This is a genomic window from Zymomonas mobilis, assembly GCF_006715975.1.
Lineage (GTDB): Bacteria > Pseudomonadota > Alphaproteobacteria > Sphingomonadales > Sphingomonadaceae > Zymomonas > Zymomonas mobilis_B.
Map to the genome: position 1 here is coordinate 1,348,225 of NZ_VFOF01000001.1, position 16,134 is coordinate 1,364,358.

Consider the following 16,134-nt stretch of genomic DNA (forward strand, 5'->3'; position numbering starts at 1 on the left):
GCCTTTAATTATTAATTATTAATTATATTTCTATAAATAGAAATCAATTCTTCACTTTGTTCATCTGATTTTTTTATTTGTTTTATTTCTTTTGGATGAGAAATATATTTTAGATGATTACAATCCACCTCTCTCAATATTTCAGAAAGACTTACTGAGTCATTAACATCTATTATATATCCATTTTCTCCATTTGTAATGTTATCTGAAATTGCTCCCCTATCAGAAGCAATGACCCAGCATTTATTAATTAAAGCTTCTCGAGTAACCAAACCAAAGCTTTCGGGCCATATCGAAGGGGCTATAACGATATCTATATTTTGATATAATTTCGCTATATCTTTCTGTTCTACTTTTCCTATAACAGAAACTGGCGTTGTTCCCCATATCTCTTCATGGGAATACTCACTCGATTTAGAATGATCGACTACTACAATGCGTATATTTTTGTATGTATGAGTTGAAACAGCACGTTTTAGAAGATCGAAGCCCTTATGCTTTACCATCCCACCAATGTGAGCGATTCTCACTAATCCATCCGATGATGGTATTTTTTCTAGCGAAATAATATTCGAAACGCCATTCTCCACATCTTCAACATTTGGTATTCCGCACTGGCGATATAAATCACCGAATTTTTTTGATACCGGTAAAAGCTTTCTTGCAGCAAAAAGGGCAGGACGCAAAGCTTGCATTCGAGAAAAACTCTCACGCCCTAATCTATTTAGAGTACCAATAGGATCAGAGAAATTATATAAAACTTCGTTTCCAAATTCATCAATTATGAATTGATTATCAGATATCCACCACCCATCATGAGCGGTTATAATATAGGGTATTTTTGCTTTAATCGTTTCATTTACAACGGATAGGGACAGACGTTGTATGCAATGGAAATGGATTAAATCCGGTTTAAATCTTTTAACATGTTCACGAAAAATGTTGCCGATTACCTTATCTTCATAAGGTGTCATTTTTTCACCAGCGACTGAGCGAGAAACGCCTTTTACTAATATTCCATCTTGGCAATATATTTTAATTTTATAATCTTTATTATCTTCATCAACACAAGTGAAAACTTGTATATCAAACTCATCTTTATAATTACCTAAAATATAATTTACATTGTCATAAACTACTCTAGTCGCCCCCCCTATAGTCTGCGGTGCATAATACACATTTACAATCAAAATTTTCTTTTTAGCGCTAACATCGTTAGCAGGAATAGGGATATCGTTAAAAATATTTTTTAAATTATTTCCCATTTTTTTTATTGTATAATTTTTGCGGACATCTAATTGGGCATTTTTACCTATATAGTGTCTTAAAGCTTTATCTTTCACTAAAGAATCTAGTGTATTTTTCCAGTCATTTACAGTGTCGCATAGAAAACCGTTGATGCCATGGTTAATCACTTCTTCATAAGTAGCAGTTCTACTTAAAACTGATGGAATGCCGAACATCGCAGCTTCCATCCATTTTATTTCGCTTTTGCAATCAACATTAAGTGATGACTTTAAAACAGCGATATTGATATCGGATTCTCTTAAAATTGACCAATATTCATGAACATCCCATACGGGCTCAATAACGGTTAAATTCTCTCCTGCTGCTTTTTTGAGAGCATCCGTAATAGGTAGCCACCCCATTAAAACGAACTTTACCTTGTCTGGATATTTTTCAGCAATATAAATTAATGCCGGTTCTAAAAGCTCTAAATAATCCTTTTTATGAGCCAGCGTCCCAGATCCATAAAATATTGTTATGTAAGGTTTTTCGTTAGTATCTTGTTGATACTGAAGATATCTTTCATGATCGCTTCCCATTCCGTTTCTATGTACATAAACCTTACCTTTTTTTACAAAAGGCTCCATTTGTCGAGCTAGAGACGGAGTTGATGCAATACCATAATCGCACATACTCATAGCATGCGCAAAGAGAGGCACTCCCATAGCTAGCATATTATATGTTTCGCGGTTTATTTGACCAGCATACCCGTCAAAAGGGCCAGGATATTCTTCTGGTAGAAACAAGAGGTCATCAATTTCATAGAATGTGGTAAGCCCCGCCCTTTTAGCTGCTTCGATAGCTAATATCACCGAAGGTAAAGGAGCTAGCCTATAAAATATAACTGCTTCAAAATGATCTGTAGACGCAGAAAATTTTTCTAAATCTGCATCAGGATTAAATAAAGTAACTTTAAATCCTGCTTTTTTTAACTGCTCAATTTTTTGGTCTATTCTGTAAAATTTACACTGCTTCAATTCCAAGAGACCATACAAAGCAATAGATTTAATTTTTTTATTATTTTTATAACTTTCGTAGAATGGTTTCGTTACCAGTTGGCAATATTTACTTATCTCTTTTTGGCCCTCAGTTATTTTCCCAACTTTAGCCAGAAGTTCATAATTTTTAACGCTTTGATGAAAAAATTTCTCCATTATAGAATAACGTGTATTTTCCATCATGGGATATTGTGAATAACGCTGTACTGCTTCGGTTATAGTTTCATAAGATTTTTCATAGCAGCGCATTTGCATGTAACATTCGACTAAATTTTTAAAGGTCCATCGATTGTCTTTTTTTAATTCTATAACTTTTAAATAACACCAGATTGCATTTAAATATTTTTTTTCTTTGAAATAGCAATCTCCCAGCCCCTGGAGGGATTCACTATCATCAGGTAGCCAAGATAATATATATTCAAATATTTTAATTCCTAAATTATTATCGCCTTTTAACGTAGCTCTATGAGCAGTAGCTTTAAATATTCTTGAATTGTAATAATCTGGTGATATTATTGATTCGCAATTCAGAAACCCACCACCTAAAAAATCATTAATTATTTGAAATTTATTATCTTTAGGTAAAACGCTTCCTCTCGCTTCTTTATAAAAATTATAATCAAACTTACTTAAAAATTCTTTACAGTATATATTATTATCATAAATTAAACCCGCCGTAGCATTAGGCGCATGATTATTTTTAATGCCGTAGTTTAGCCAATAGCGATAAAGATCTGATGCATTAATATTATATTTGTAATCATAATTTTGTTCATAAAAACTAGGATCAAACTCCATTTCAGAATTCAAAGGGGAAATGTTATCAATACCGTTGATAATGAAATGTAGTATACATAAATATCTTAAATCATCTTGATAAACCTCACCCATGTTATTTAAATAAAAGTAGAATTTACTATCAAAATATGACAAAAACTCTGAGGACAAATGATTTTTAAAAAGCAAATCTTCTATATTTTCATAGTCATATTTCTCTAAATTTTCTTTAATTTTTGGACCAAAAAAACTATAATATTCTTCATTATAAATATTTTTTCGAAAGAAACTGTCTTTTTTTGTATCGCTTATGGCTACTTTGGCTATGTTCTCATAGCCTAACTGACGAAATTCTGCTTTTGCTTCCGAATTTTCAGGAGAAATTTCTTTTGCACGTGCATATGATATGGCAGCCCGCTCGTTCAGACCAAGAAGTTTCAAACCATGGCCCAATTGAAGATAGACATCATAAGTTTGATTTAAACTTTCTGCGTATTCGTAAGCTTCAACTGCTTTTTTGATAAAGCCAGATTCTTTTAAAGCATGGCCATATTGAATCCAAATGTCTGGCAAGTTCTTATTGATTTTTAAAGCTTTTTTATACAAGCTAGATGCTTGTTCCCATTTTTTTTCATCTCGGTATCGATCTGCCGATCGGATTAGAAACTTTACTTGTTTTGAAAAGATGGTACCTAAATTTATATTGAATGCCATATTAAAGTAATCCTAATATTTTAATTATTACAATAATAAATACTTTGGTATAATTAAATATACTAAATTAAATTTTTACTGTATTTTCAACCAAAGAGTAATAATAATGTTTTTTTTAGAAGAAAAAAAATAAAACTTTCAGTAAAAATTCCTAAAAAAAATAAAAATACTAACTTTTTTCAAAACGAAATTTTTTTTTCTAAAGCTATTGAAGCCTGTCTTTCCGAAGATTGGGCATCTATTCCTGGGATAAAAAAAGGCGAACTTAATAAGAATTTATGGAAAAGCAATCCAAAAGTTGCACTAAATTGGTTAGTAGCAATTTGCAATCAAGCAGATGCCGAAAGGGATAACCAAAATTGGGTGGTTGCATCATCGCTTTATGAAGCGGCTTACAAATTAGCCCCATGGAGAATTGATCTAAAAATACAAATGGGCAACATGACAAAAGACAGCGGTTTTTTAGAAAAAGCTGAAAAAATTTATCGCTCTATTATAACAGATTTCCCAGAAGAGCCTGAATCATACGTACAACTAGGACATGTTTATAAAATTTCAGGTCGTAGACAAGCGGCAATAAACTGCTATCAAAAAGCATTAAAATTAGACGAAAAATGCGAAGCTGCTTATAAAGAACTTTATCTAGCGGGTGAAACCGCCATCCAACAGACTACATTTACGCAAAAAAATATTTTTCTTGGCCTAGAAAAAACTTTAGAAATATCCAACCAAATTGACGCTTTAAAACAATCGGTTAAAAAATAGCTCAAAACATACCAGATATAAAAACTTTTAATGCTATACCAAAAGATAATTACGACATTTTTAGAAAATTATTCCTTATTCCTTCCCCTAATACCCAGAGACACGTTTCTGTAACTTTTATTATAAAACAAGATAATATTTCTCCAGAAACATTGTATCGGCAAATAGCAGCATTCTCTAAGTTGGATTTTAATTTTTTTATCGTCACAGTCGATGCATCTGATCAAATAAGAGAAAATTGGAACAGATCACCTAATCTTTTAAATCGTATTGTACATGTGAGTAATATATACGATTTTTCTAAAATACCTAAGGCTGATGTCGTCGTATTGCTTGATAGTAAATGTGTGCCTCATCCTTTATTTATACCCTGGATATCGATGGCATTTTGCCAAAAGGTAGATATTGTTTATTGTGATCAAGAAATAATAAACGATAACGGACAAAAAATTGTCACTCGCCCCAATATAGATAGAATATGGATCGAACAAGTAAATATTATAGGAAATTCATTATTTATTTCTTGGGACAAGTGGCGAAATAGTCCTCAAATAGAGGTAGATAAATTTATTAGTCATTTGTTAAAAATAGATGGAGATATACATATATCTCATATTCCTTATCCTTTATTGTCGACTACAAAAGATTTTTTAGATCTTAAAATTAATTTTCAAACAAAAATCCCCCAATTTTTTGAAAAGAATTCAAAGAGCAATAGTTTTAGCATTATAATATGTACTAAAAATAATTCTCAAGATTGTTTAAGAATGGTTAATAGTATTAATTGCAAGTCATCATCTAAAAATGAAATAGAAATTCTAGTCATAAGCAATAATACTGATAACAATGAGGATATCGAAAATTTAAAAAAATTGAATAATATTAAAAATGTAAGATTATACCATGATAATGGTATTTTTAACTGGTCATATTTAAATAATAAATTTGCAAAAATGGCAAAAAATAAAATTTTACTATTTTGTAATGATGATATGGAAATACTAACTGAAAATTGGGACGAAATAATATCTCAAATAATAAATTCATCTGACACTGGAATTATAGGTACCAAGTTAATTTATAAAAATAATACTATTCAGCATGGAGGAATACTATTCGGATGGCAAAATTCAGTAATTCATGACGGTCTGTTTGAGGATAAAAATAGTACCGAACAGTTTGCTCGATGGCAATGTACCAGAAAAGTATCTGCCGTAACTGGAGCATTTCTTGCAATAAGAAAAGATATATTTTTTGAAGTAGGTGGTTTTGACGATAAAGAAATGCCTATTTCTTATAGTGACGTAGATTTATGTCTAAAAGTAAAAGAGAAAGGTCTTTCTGTTATTTGGACCCCTCTTATTGAGGTTCGGCACGATGAATCTGTCTCACGAGGATTAGATCATCTAAATAATTTCAAAGCTGAACGATGCAATACTGAACGTCTAGCATTAGAAGCAAAATGGGGAAAAGATACTTTTTCTTCTGATTTCTCGGTTCATCCTATGTGGTTAGATGCCACATTGCCATTTAGATTACTACAACCCGTTTCTTTAGAAAAAGCATTAAATTATATAAAAAGTTACAAATTATAACTTAATAGTTTACTTTCAGTAAAGTTTACTGAAAGTAAACTGCTCCACTAATTTAGAGTAATATGGTGACGTACTATTCTTAAATATAAAAGACCAATCAGTGTTAAAATAGAGCAAACAAGGGAAAGATATCCAAAGCTGAAATAGTGGTTACTAGCAGCTTCAAATTGGCCATATCTGACTATTTCTGTGCATTGTGCCATGGGGACCCACTCCAGCCATGTTCTATATGGATTCGGAACCCATTCTAGCATAAAGAACATAGCTGATATTGGAATTGCAAAGTATGTCATTGGATGAACAAGGCGCTCAGCGGTGGCATTTTCATATGTTCCTGCACAGACAATTGCCGATACAGCAAAAGAGACCCAAGTCATATACAATTGCCCTAATATGACATAAATAGGCCTAGCAGGTAGATTCCCAATTCCAAGGCAATACGATAAAAAAATTAATATATCGACGCTACACATAATACCTACAGCTTCGAGAATTGTCCGAGCAAATAGCATATCAAACAGGCTTACCATGCGGTGGTAAAGCAAAGGTGCATTGGCTTCTATGGTACCGCCAGATCTATTAACAATGTTCCGAAATATAATATAAGTCCCGTATCCAACAATCGCAAAAGGGACTGGCTTTATATCAGTCATAGCGAACTCAGAAGTGCCCGCACCAGCATGAAGAATACCAATTCCTGTAGCAAACAACATAGGCTCAAGAATTATCCATAGATATCCTACGTTCTCGCGACCATAACGTGTATGCAGCTCCCTTAGAATTAAGGCTCCAATTACACGTAACTGGATCCGAAAACCGTGAAGAAACTCATGCATTTTATGCTTCTTTTTATTTTCGTTATATATAGTAATATTAATATTTTTCATAAGACCTATTACTATGTCTAAAAATTTTATACATTTATTTAATTAGGGATAGATTTTTTATCCGACAAAACATAATCCATGGTTAATTCATATACATTATAAAATAAAGAAATTAATAGGATTTGTAATGAAAATACTACTAACTGGTGGATGTGGTTTTATAGGATCTGCAGTTGTACGACACTTGATAGAACACACAGATCACAATGTAGTTAATATTGATTGTATGACCTATGCTGCGTCACAAGCGTCAACCGCAAAGGTTGCAAAAAGCAATCGATATAAACATATAAATACTAATATTAATAATACTGCAGAACTAAGTAAAATTTTTTTAGAATATCAACCTGATGCAGTAATGCATTTGGCTGCAGAAAGTCATGTTGATAGATCAATTGATGACTCTGGCATATTTATTCAAACAAATATATTAGGAACTTATAATCTTCTTGAAATTTCGCGGCGATATTGGAATCAGCTAAAATCTGATAAAAAAGATAGTTTTAGATTTCACCACATCTCAACAGATGAAGTTTTTGGGCATCTAGAATTAAATGATCCACCTTTTACAGAAAAAACAGCATATGATCCGCGAAGTCCATACTCGGCATCAAAAGCTTCATCAGATCATCTTGTTAGAGCATGGTACCAGACGTATGGGATGCCTACATTTGTTACCAATACAACAAATAACTACGGGTTCTGGCATTTCCCCGAAAAGCTAATTCCTTTAATGATTATTAATGCCATTCGTGGTCAAAGACTTCCTATATATGGTAACGGCAAAAACATTCGAGATTGGCTGTTTGTTGAAGACCATGCAGAAGCGTTAGTTAAAGCTGTACAATTCGGAGTTCCTGGGGAGACTTATGCTATTGGTGCAAGTCAGCCACGATCAAACTTACACGTAGTCGAAACTATCTGTGATGTATTAGATGTATTGCGTCCAAATTCATCAGGATCACATAAAAAATTAATATATTATGTAACGGATCGGCCTGGACATGATTTCCGTTATCAAATTGATCCAAGTAATGCTGAAAAAAAACTAAACTGGAAAGCAAAACATAATTTTGAATTGGGTATCAAAAAAACAATAGAATGGTACTTAAATAATAGCCAATGGTGGGAAAATATTTTAAGAATTCGATATTCTGGAAAACGTTTAGGAACAAACATTTAATGTCAAAAGATAATATAGAAACATCAAAAGGTATCATTTTAGCTGGCGGTTCGGGTACGAGACTCAATCCGATTACGTTTGCTTCATGCAAACAATTACTACCAGTTTACGATAAGCCAATGATATATTACCCTATTTCGACACTAATGCTTGCCGGAATACGTGAAATCATGATTATTACGACCCCCCATGATATGGAGCAATTTCAACGTCTTCTAGGAGATGGTTCTCAATTCGGGGTACATTTTGAATATCGCCAACAGCCGTCACCAGATGGATTAGCACAGGCATTTTTGATAGCAGAGGACTGGATAGATGATTCTTCTTGTGCCTTAGCACTTGGCGATAATCTGATATTTTCAGACCAACTTGGTGGACTTTTACGTAAAGCGGCTAAGCAGCACGAAGGAGCGACTGTTTTTGCTTATCAGGTAAGAGATCCAGAAAGATACGGCGTTGTTTCTTTTAACGATTCTGGACGAGCTTTAGAAATTGTTGAAAAGCCGCAAGATCCTAAATCTAACTGGGCAGTAACAGGGTTATATTTTTATGATAAAAATGTAACTAAATTGGCAAAAAAAGTAAAACCTAGCGCGCGCGGAGAGCTTGAAATTACGGATCTTAACCAGATGTATCTGGACTCAGAATTATTACATGTTGAACGCCTGGGTGCTGGCTGTGCCTGGTTAGATGCAGGAACACCAGATAGTTTGATGCAAGCCGGTAATTTTGTTCAAACAATTCAATCTCGCCAAGGCATGCTTGTTGGATCCCCAGAAGAAGTAGCTTTTCGGATGGGATACATCAATGAAACTCAACTTCTAAAACAAGTGAATAAAGTCAAAAAGACAGAATTAGGTCGTATGTTATCTTCTTTAGTGAAACATCAATAGGATTTTAAGATAGTTAAGGTGATATATGCATATAAAACAGCTTGAGATCCCTGAAGTATTTGTAATTACGCCGCCTCGATATCAAGACAATCGTGGTTTTTTTTCAGAAACTTACAATCAACAAACATTCAAAAAATTGGCATAGATCTACCTTTTGTTCAAGACAACCAAAGTCTCTCAAAGAAGAAGGGTATAGTTAGAGGTCTACATTGCCAGATTGCACCTTTCGTACAAGGAAAGTTAGTCCGCTGCACAAAGGGTGCAATCTGGGATGTTGCTGTTGATGCCCGTAAGGGTTCCTCTACTTATGGGAAATGGGCAGCAGCTGAAATCTCTGAAGAAAACTGGTCTCAAATATGGGTGCCGCCTGGTTTTTTGCATGGCTTTGTGACGCTGACAGACAATACAGAAGTTCAATATAAATGCACAAATGTCTATAATAAGGACAGTGAACGTTCTGTTATTTGGGATTGTGAATTTTTGGATATTTTATGGCCAATCAAAAAGAAGAAATTATACTTTCTGAAAAAGATATACTTGCTCCATCCTTTATTGACGCAGCAGAAGAGCTCATATTCTGATGAATAGTAAATTACAAAAACGCATTCTTGTTACCGGGGGATCTGGTCAATTAGCTACATCCCTTACTAAATTAGGTGGTGGAATTATATGTGTTGGACGGCCAGAGTTCGATTTAGATAAAGATGAAACAATACATAACTCGATAAACATCTATAATCCAGATATTGTTATAAATGCAGCAGCATGGACGGCCGTAGACCTCGCTGAAAAAAATATTATCGAGGCAAGAACTGCTAATGCTGTTGGCCCGGCAACATTAGCGAGCATTTGCGAAAAAAAAAACATAGCCCTCATTCATATATCAACGGATTATGTATATTCTGGAGATAAGGGGGTACCATATAAAGAAACTGATTTAGTAGATCCTAAGACTGTGTATGGGCATACAAAAGTAGAAGGTGAAAAAGCCATTATAGCGAAAAATCCAGATGCTATAATATTGCGAACTTCATGGGTATATGCTCCGCATGGCAAAAATTTTGTAAAAACTATCATTAATGCGGGTGCTAAAAATTCAAAACTTAAAGTTGTAAATGACCAATATGGCAACCCAACCAATGCAGACGATTTAGCTATTGCAATAAAATCACTAGTTGACCAATTAAATATACAGAAAAATGCTGCAGGAATTTATCATGTTACGGGTAAAGGTAGTACAAGTTGGTATAAATTTGCTACTTTTATCTTAAAAGAAGCTCAAAAATACGGACAACCTATGCCTAACATCGTTCCTATTCAAACTGATGAATGGCCAACGGCAGCTAAGCGCCCTAAAGATTCTCGATTAGATTGCGTTAAAATCAAGCAATCATTTGGAATAGAGTTGCCGACTTGGCAATCGAGTGTTGCTCGCACAGTGCAACAGATTTTTCAGCAAAAGACTGTTTGATAGTTATTCTTCTAACATAACTATTATGAAAGATTTTCACTAGATGCATTATAAAATTTTTGTCGATGGGCTTAACCTCGCATTACCTTACGGCACAGGAATAGCTACATATGCTCGTTCCCTAGTTAACGCTTGTAAGGGTATGAGCTACGAATCTGGTGTTGTTTATGGGCGGAATGTAGGCAATTCAGACAATCCGGCATTGAAAGAAGTATTGTTTTTTTGTGAGGAAACGAATCCGCCTAGAGTAAAAAAAATATTTTTCACAATTAATAAATTAATCTCGCAGTATAAAAAAAATAATTTAGCGCCATATAAAATAAAAAACAATAATTTTATTGATAAAGGTAATTTAAAAAAATTAACTGACAATATAGATTATATATACAATTATCCAAATATTTTTAATTTTTCAAAAACTTATTATAAATCTTGTAACAGTTTTTTAAATATTGACATTAAAGACAAGCCAGAAATTATGCATTGGACACATCTAATTCCGATTAGATCTGTTGGAAGTGTTAATTTCTATACTATTCATGATCTGGTACCTTTTACGCATCCCTATGCGGATAAAAGCGACAAAGTCATGAATTGGAATATGATTTTAAAAATAATAGAAAATGGAGATCATATTCTAACAGTTTCAGAGGCATCTAAGCGGGATATTATCCGCCTGTTTAATGCACCAGAGAGTCAGGTTACCAATTTATATCAAGCTGTTGATTTCGAGGAATCTTTAAAAAATCGCCCGAAACATCTGGTTGAACGGGATGTAAATGGCTTATTTGGTTTGGAATATGGGCATTATTTCCTGTTTTATGGTGCGATAGAGCCTAAGAAAAACGTAAAGCGTTTAATTGAAGCCTATATGGCGGCTGATTGCCCCGATTATCCTTTGGTTATTGTCAGCAGCAGAAGTTGGAGCGCGGAACAAGACCACGCCTTGCTAGAGCAATTAAAAGGGCGGGATTTACCGGGGAAAAAGAAAATCATCCAATTGGATTATATGTCCCGTTCCCAGCTTGTCAGTGCAGTAAAGGGTGCGCGGGCTTTGGTATTTCCTTCTATCGCAGAAGGCTTTGGCTTACCTGTTGCAGAAGCTATGTGTTTGGGCACGGCGGTTATCAGTTCGACACATCCAGCTATTCAGGAAATCGCTGGGGATGCGGCTGTTTTGGTAGATCCCTATGATGTTGATGCCTTGTCAGAAGCGATCAGCGCCATGGCCGAAGATGATAATCTTGTGAAAACGCTGCAGGAACGCGGCCCTATTCAAGCAGAGAAATTCTCGATGAAGAATTACCAAGCGCGATTAAAAGCGTTTTATCAAAAATTTGGTTTTTAAGAGACAAAGATTAAAAAAGAGGCTTCCGGGAAAAGGAAGCCTCTTTTTTTTATAGGTTATAATTCGCGTTTGTAATCGTCTTCAAGGCGGACAATGTCATCTTCGCCCAGATAACAGCCCGTCTGAATTTCGATAAGCAACAAATCGACTTTACCCGGATTATCGAGGCGATGAACTTCGCCCATCGGAATATAGATGGATTCATTTTCACGGATAAGATCGACGTGATCACCGACAGTGACCCGTGCGGTGCCTTGAGTAACCACCCAATGTTCGGCACGATTGAAATGTTTTTGTAAGGAAAGCCTGTGCCCCGGCTTCACCATGATTTGTTTGACCTGAAAACGGGGCCCTGTGGCAATAGATTCATACCAACCCCACGGGCGGGCAACTTGTCTTGGATTTAATGGTTCTAAACGCCCTTCCCTGATCATTTTTTTGACCAAGTTACCGACTTCTTGGGATTGATCTTGTTTAACGACTAAAGTGACGTCCGAGGTATTGATAATCGTTAGATCTTTAACGCCCAGAGTAGCGACAAGTCCGTTTTCAGAACGGATAAGGCAGTTAGAAGAATCTTCGGCGACGACATCGCCCATTAGAACATTACCGTTATCGTCATGGTCACTGATTTCCCAGAGGGATGACCAAGAACCAACATCGCTCCAACCGATATCAACCGGCACAACAGCCCGATTATGTGCGGGTTCCATAATGGCATAGTCAATAGAAATAGAGGGGGCGGTCCCAAAAGATTCTGCATCCAGACGCATAAAATCAAGATCGGTCTGGCTTTTAGTCAAAGAAATTTTGACCGCATTAAGAATGTCAGGCTGGTAGGCAGCAAAGTCTTCTAAAATACGCGCTACCGGAAAAAGGAACATACCGCTGTTCCATAGGAAGCGACCACTTGCGAGATATTCTTTGGCTGTTTTAATATCCGGTTTTTCTCGGAAACGATCAATATGATAGCCGCCCCCGATGGGAAGCGCTTCACCTAGCTCTATATATCCATAGCCTGTTTCAGGAGAAGTCGGACGAATTCCGAAAGTAACCAGAGCATTTTCTTTGCGGGCAATAATTTCTGCTTCTTTGATAGCTTCATGGAAAGCAGTGACATTACGGATAACATGATCAGATGGCAAAACGAGGATACAACCATCGGGATCTTTTTCCGCGATAATGGCGGCCGCTAATGCGATTGCGGGTGCAGTATTTCGACCTTCGGGTTCCAAGACAATATCTTGTGCTTTGATACCCATATTTTGAAGCTGTTCCGCAATGGTGAAACGATATTCATCGTTACAGATCACAAGCGGATTAGAGAACATCGCCGGATCGGTTACACGGGCAACAGCATCCTGAAATAGGCTATTTTCACCGATCAAACTTAACAGTTGTTTGGGATGGCTCCGGCGGGATAACGGGAAAAGGCGCGTTCCTGAACCACCACACAAAACAACCGGATGCAGCATTATATAATTATCTCTTTACTATTATTGGGAGCGAGGCCCCCTAATAGCAAATTAAGCGCGAGCGATGCTACCCATATTCGCCATTTCAACGACTTCTACGGGTTTAGAATTGCGGTGCAAAGCAGAGATAACCGTGGCAACAATACCATCAGCATCCAGACCGGCTTCGGCATATTGCCGTTCGGGCTTGTCCTGTGGCTGGAAACGGTCGGGCAGACGCAATGTCCGGATCTTCAAGCCGTCATCCATCAAGCCTTCATCCGAAGCCATGGTAAGAACTTGGGTTGCAAAACCACCCAAAGCGCCTTCTTCAATCGTGATAATAACCTGATGACTTTTCAGAAGCTGACGCGTCAGATTTTCATCCAAAGGTTTGGCAAAACGCATATCAGCCACCGAAGTGGATAGGCCTTGCGCATCCAGACGATCAGCCGCTTTCAGTGACTCTTCCAAACGGGTGCCGAGAGAAAGAATAGCAACCTTTTTACCGCGACGAACCAGACGACCTTTACCGATCGGCAAAATTTCTTTTTCGCCTTCCAAAGAAACGCCAACACCATTGCCACGGGGATAGCGCACCGAGATTGGCCCTTGGTCATAATGCACCATCGTGTGCACCATATTGGCCAATTCCTTTTCATCGGAAGGCGCCATAACGACCATATTAGGAAGATTGACCATGAAAGCGACGTCAAAGCTGCCCGCATGGGTGGCACCATCAGAACCAACTAAACCGGCGCGGTCGACTGCGAAGCGCACCGGCAAATTCTGAATGGCGACATCATGCACTAATTGGTCATAACCACGTTGCAAGAAGGTCGAATAGAGACAACAGAAAGGTTTGTAACCGGCGGCAGCCATACCGGCCGCAAAGGTTACCGCATGCTGTTCGGCAATACCGACATCAAACATTCTTTCGGGAAAATATTGCTGGAAGCGGTCAAGGCCCGTGCCGGTTGGCATCGCGGCCGTGATCGTGACGATCTTGTCGTCTTTTTTTGCTTCCTTGATCAGCTGTTCCGAGAAAACTGACGTATAGCTGGGGGGACCTGGGGGCGCTTTTGCCTGCTTGCCGGAGACAACATCCAACCGCTGAACCGCATGATATTTATCTTTGGCTGCTTCTGCTGGTGCGTAACCTTGGCCCTTACGGGTGACGACATGCACCAGAATAGGCCCGTCTTTGGCATCGCGGACATTTTCAAGAACCGGAATTAACTGGTCAAGATTGTGACCATCAACAGGCCCGACATAATAAAAACCAAGTTCTTCGAAGAAGGTGCCGCCCGTTGCCATGCCGCGCGCATATTCATCGGCTTTGCGGGCTGCGGTTGCCAAACTTTTGGGCATCCGGTTGACAACACCGCGCATCATATCGCGCAAATTCATGAAAGGACGGGATGAAATAAGGCGACTTAAATAAGAAGATAGCGCCCCGACCGGAGGCGAGATAGACATTTCATTATCGTTCAGAATGACGATCAGCCGCTCTCCAGCGGCTTTGGCATTATTCATGGCTTCGTAGGCCATACCTGCCGTCATTGAACCATCACCAATAATGGCGACGGCTTTTTCTTTTTTACCTGATAATTTGCTGGCCATAGCAAACCCGAGTGCTGCCGATATCGAAGTCGAACTATGTGCCGCACCAAAGGCATCATATTCGCTTTCAGCGCGCTGCGTGAAGCCAGACAAGCCGTCCCGTTGCCGCAAAGTACGGATACGGTCACGGCGACCAGTTAAAATTTTATGGGGGTAGGTTTGATGGCCAACATCCCAGATCAAAGCATCATTGGGCGTATCAAAAACGTAATGGAGTGCTACCGTTAATTCGATAACGCCGAGACCGGAACCGAGATGGCCGCCAGTCACCCCCACCGCCGAGATGGTTTCTTTCCGTAATTCATCCGCCAATTGCCGGAGGCTGTTGCGATCTAATTGACGCAATTCTGCCGGTGTCTTTATTTTGTCTAACAACGGCGTCTTTTCATTCGGAAACATAAGCTTAAGGCCTTAAATCAAACCGAAATTTAAGCCTGTTTAGTAAATCAATTTACCCAAAAGGTGAACAGGGCGATCCTAAATTGGCCAAGATAGCCCCTGACTGCGACATAAAAGTTACAAAATCATGGCAGGTAATAGAGTCATTGCAACAGGTTAATCTGAGGTACATTTAGGTTAACTTGCGAGACAATGAGAACATTTCCCGCGTATTTCAAGAACAGATCTTTCGACAGCGAAATCGTTTTTCTGTGCAGATTCTTTAAGAAAATTACTGATCTTGTCATCATCTATATGAATGACATCGCCGCATTGATCGCACACAAGAAAAAGGCAGTCATGTCGGCATTCTGGGTGGGCATTAACGATATAAGCATTAGCGCTTTCGACCCGATGAGCGAGGTTGCTGCTGACGAAAATATCAAGAATACGATACACGCTATTGGCGGCGACCCTGCGTCCTTCTGACTGAGAAACCAGATCCGCAATATCATAAGCCGAAGTCGGTTTATTGGTTTGAGCTAAGGCCTTGTAAACGGAAGCCCGCATGGCCGTCCATTGCTCACCAGACTTCAGTAAAGCGGCTTTGGCGGCCTCCAGTAGATCGGAACCGCTATGCTGGACATGGGCGTGTAAAGCTTGCTGGAGGGGTTTATCACCCAAGACGAGGTTTCCTTATGAGTATTTTAGACGTGTATTTTTATATAGGAGTGCATTCCCTATAAAAACAGTTTTAAATT

Annotated in this window: 12 protein-coding genes; 7 read left to right on the forward strand and 5 right to left on the reverse strand. The window is 37.6% G+C overall.

Features of this window, described 5'->3' with window-relative positions:
• Nucleotides 1–11: 11 nt before the first annotated feature.
• Nucleotides 12–3,776, reverse strand: a complete 3,765-nt coding sequence (locus FBY58_RS05925; protein WP_141919926.1) for a glycosyltransferase — start codon at nucleotides 3,774–3,776, stop codon at nucleotides 12–14.
• 363 nt (nucleotides 3,777–4,139) lie between these two features.
• Here FBY58_RS05925 and FBY58_RS05930 point away from each other — a divergent pair, with 363 nt between their 5' ends.
• Together FBY58_RS05930 and FBY58_RS05935 are read left to right on the forward strand one after the other, a co-directional pair.
• Entirely contained in the window at nucleotides 4,140–4,541 is a 402-nt protein-coding gene (locus FBY58_RS05930) for a tetratricopeptide repeat protein (RefSeq protein WP_141919927.1), read from the forward strand.
• A gap of 182 nt (nucleotides 4,542–4,723) precedes the next feature.
• Nucleotides 4,724–6,136, forward strand: a complete 1,413-nt coding sequence (locus tag FBY58_RS05935) for a glycosyltransferase family 2 protein (RefSeq protein WP_141919928.1) — start codon at nucleotides 4,724–4,726, stop codon at nucleotides 6,134–6,136.
• A gap of 47 nt (nucleotides 6,137–6,183) precedes the next feature.
• Here the strand turns inward: FBY58_RS05935 and FBY58_RS05940 are convergent, their stop codons facing one another.
• Nucleotides 6,184–7,023, reverse strand: a complete 840-nt coding sequence (locus FBY58_RS05940; RefSeq protein ID WP_409373536.1) for an ABC transporter permease — start codon at nucleotides 7,021–7,023, stop codon at nucleotides 6,184–6,186.
• A 127-nt stretch (nucleotides 7,024–7,150) separates the two neighbouring features.
• Between FBY58_RS05940 and rfbB the strand changes: the two genes are divergently transcribed.
• The 5 genes from rfbB (at nucleotide 7,151) to FBY58_RS05965 (ending at nucleotide 11,918) form a co-directional block, all read left to right on the forward strand.
• Nucleotides 7,151–8,206 carry a dTDP-glucose 4,6-dehydratase gene (gene rfbB / locus FBY58_RS05945; RefSeq protein ID WP_141919929.1) on the forward strand — a complete coding sequence of 352 codons (1,056 nt, stop codon included), beginning with the start codon at nucleotides 7,151–7,153 and terminating at the stop codon, nucleotides 8,204–8,206.
• The gene (rfbA, locus tag FBY58_RS05950) at nucleotides 8,206–9,099 is read left to right on the forward strand and encodes a glucose-1-phosphate thymidylyltransferase RfbA (RefSeq protein ID WP_141919930.1); all 894 of its coding nucleotides are present in this window, start codon (nucleotides 8,206–8,208) and stop codon (nucleotides 9,097–9,099) included. Before rfbB ends, rfbA begins: the two co-directional genes overlap by 1 nt.
• Before the next feature lie 78 nt (nucleotides 9,100–9,177).
• Nucleotides 9,178–9,687 (forward strand): dTDP-4-dehydrorhamnose 3,5-epimerase, encoded by a 510-nt coding sequence (rfbC, locus tag FBY58_RS05955; protein ID WP_409373545.1) that lies wholly within the window; start codon nucleotides 9,178–9,180, stop codon nucleotides 9,685–9,687.
• A complete protein-coding gene (gene rfbD, locus FBY58_RS05960; protein WP_141919931.1) occupies nucleotides 9,680–10,570 on the forward strand; it encodes a dTDP-4-dehydrorhamnose reductase in 891 nt (296 codons plus the stop codon). The genes rfbC and rfbD overlap by 8 nt, the downstream gene beginning before the upstream one ends.
• A gap of 43 nt (nucleotides 10,571–10,613) precedes the next feature.
• The gene (locus FBY58_RS05965) at nucleotides 10,614–11,918 is read left to right on the forward strand and encodes a glycosyltransferase family 1 protein (protein WP_141919932.1); all 1,305 of its coding nucleotides are present in this window, start codon (nucleotides 10,614–10,616) and stop codon (nucleotides 11,916–11,918) included.
• 56 nt (nucleotides 11,919–11,974) lie between these two features.
• Here the strand turns inward: FBY58_RS05965 and FBY58_RS05970 are convergent, their stop codons facing one another.
• The 3 genes from FBY58_RS05970 to FBY58_RS05980 form a co-directional block, all read right to left on the reverse strand.
• A complete protein-coding gene (locus FBY58_RS05970) occupies nucleotides 11,975–13,393 on the reverse strand; it encodes a mannose-1-phosphate guanylyltransferase/mannose-6-phosphate isomerase (protein WP_141919933.1) in 1,419 nt (472 codons plus the stop codon).
• Between the two features lie 51 nt (nucleotides 13,394–13,444).
• Nucleotides 13,445–15,394, reverse strand: a complete 1,950-nt coding sequence (dxs, locus tag FBY58_RS05975) for a 1-deoxy-D-xylulose-5-phosphate synthase (protein WP_141919934.1) — start codon at nucleotides 15,392–15,394, stop codon at nucleotides 13,445–13,447.
• Between the two features lie 177 nt (nucleotides 15,395–15,571).
• Nucleotides 15,572–16,057, reverse strand: coding sequence for a Fur family transcriptional regulator (locus tag FBY58_RS05980; RefSeq protein WP_141919935.1), 486 nt, complete (start codon nucleotides 16,055–16,057; stop codon nucleotides 15,572–15,574).
• Nucleotides 16,058–16,134 lie beyond the last annotated feature (77 nt).

What these genes read in the sequence shown, in the direction of transcription:
- FBY58_RS05925 (WP_141919926.1), bottom strand. Translation starts at nt 3,776, where the DNA reads ATGGCATTCAATATAAATTTAGGTACCATCTTTTCAAAACAAGTAAAG.
- FBY58_RS05940 (WP_409373536.1), bottom strand. Translation starts at nt 7,023, where the DNA reads ATGAAAAATATTAATATTACTATATATAACGAAAATAAAAAGAAGCAT.
- rfbB (WP_141919929.1), top strand. Translation starts at nt 7,151, where the DNA reads ATGAAAATACTACTAACTGGTGGATGTGGTTTTATAGGATCTGCAGTT.
- rfbA (WP_141919930.1), top strand. Translation starts at nt 8,206, where the DNA reads ATGTCAAAAGATAATATAGAAACATCAAAAGGTATCATTTTAGCTGGC.
- rfbD (WP_141919931.1), top strand. Translation starts at nt 9,680, where the DNA reads ATGAATAGTAAATTACAAAAACGCATTCTTGTTACCGGGGGATCTGGT.
- FBY58_RS05965 (WP_141919932.1), top strand. Translation starts at nt 10,614, where the DNA reads ATGCATTATAAAATTTTTGTCGATGGGCTTAACCTCGCATTACCTTAC.
- FBY58_RS05970 (WP_141919933.1), bottom strand. Translation starts at nt 13,393, where the DNA reads ATGCTGCATCCGGTTGTTTTGTGTGGTGGTTCAGGAACGCGCCTTTTC.
- dxs (WP_141919934.1), bottom strand. Translation starts at nt 15,394, where the DNA reads ATGTTTCCGAATGAAAAGACGCCGTTGTTAGACAAAATAAAGACACCG.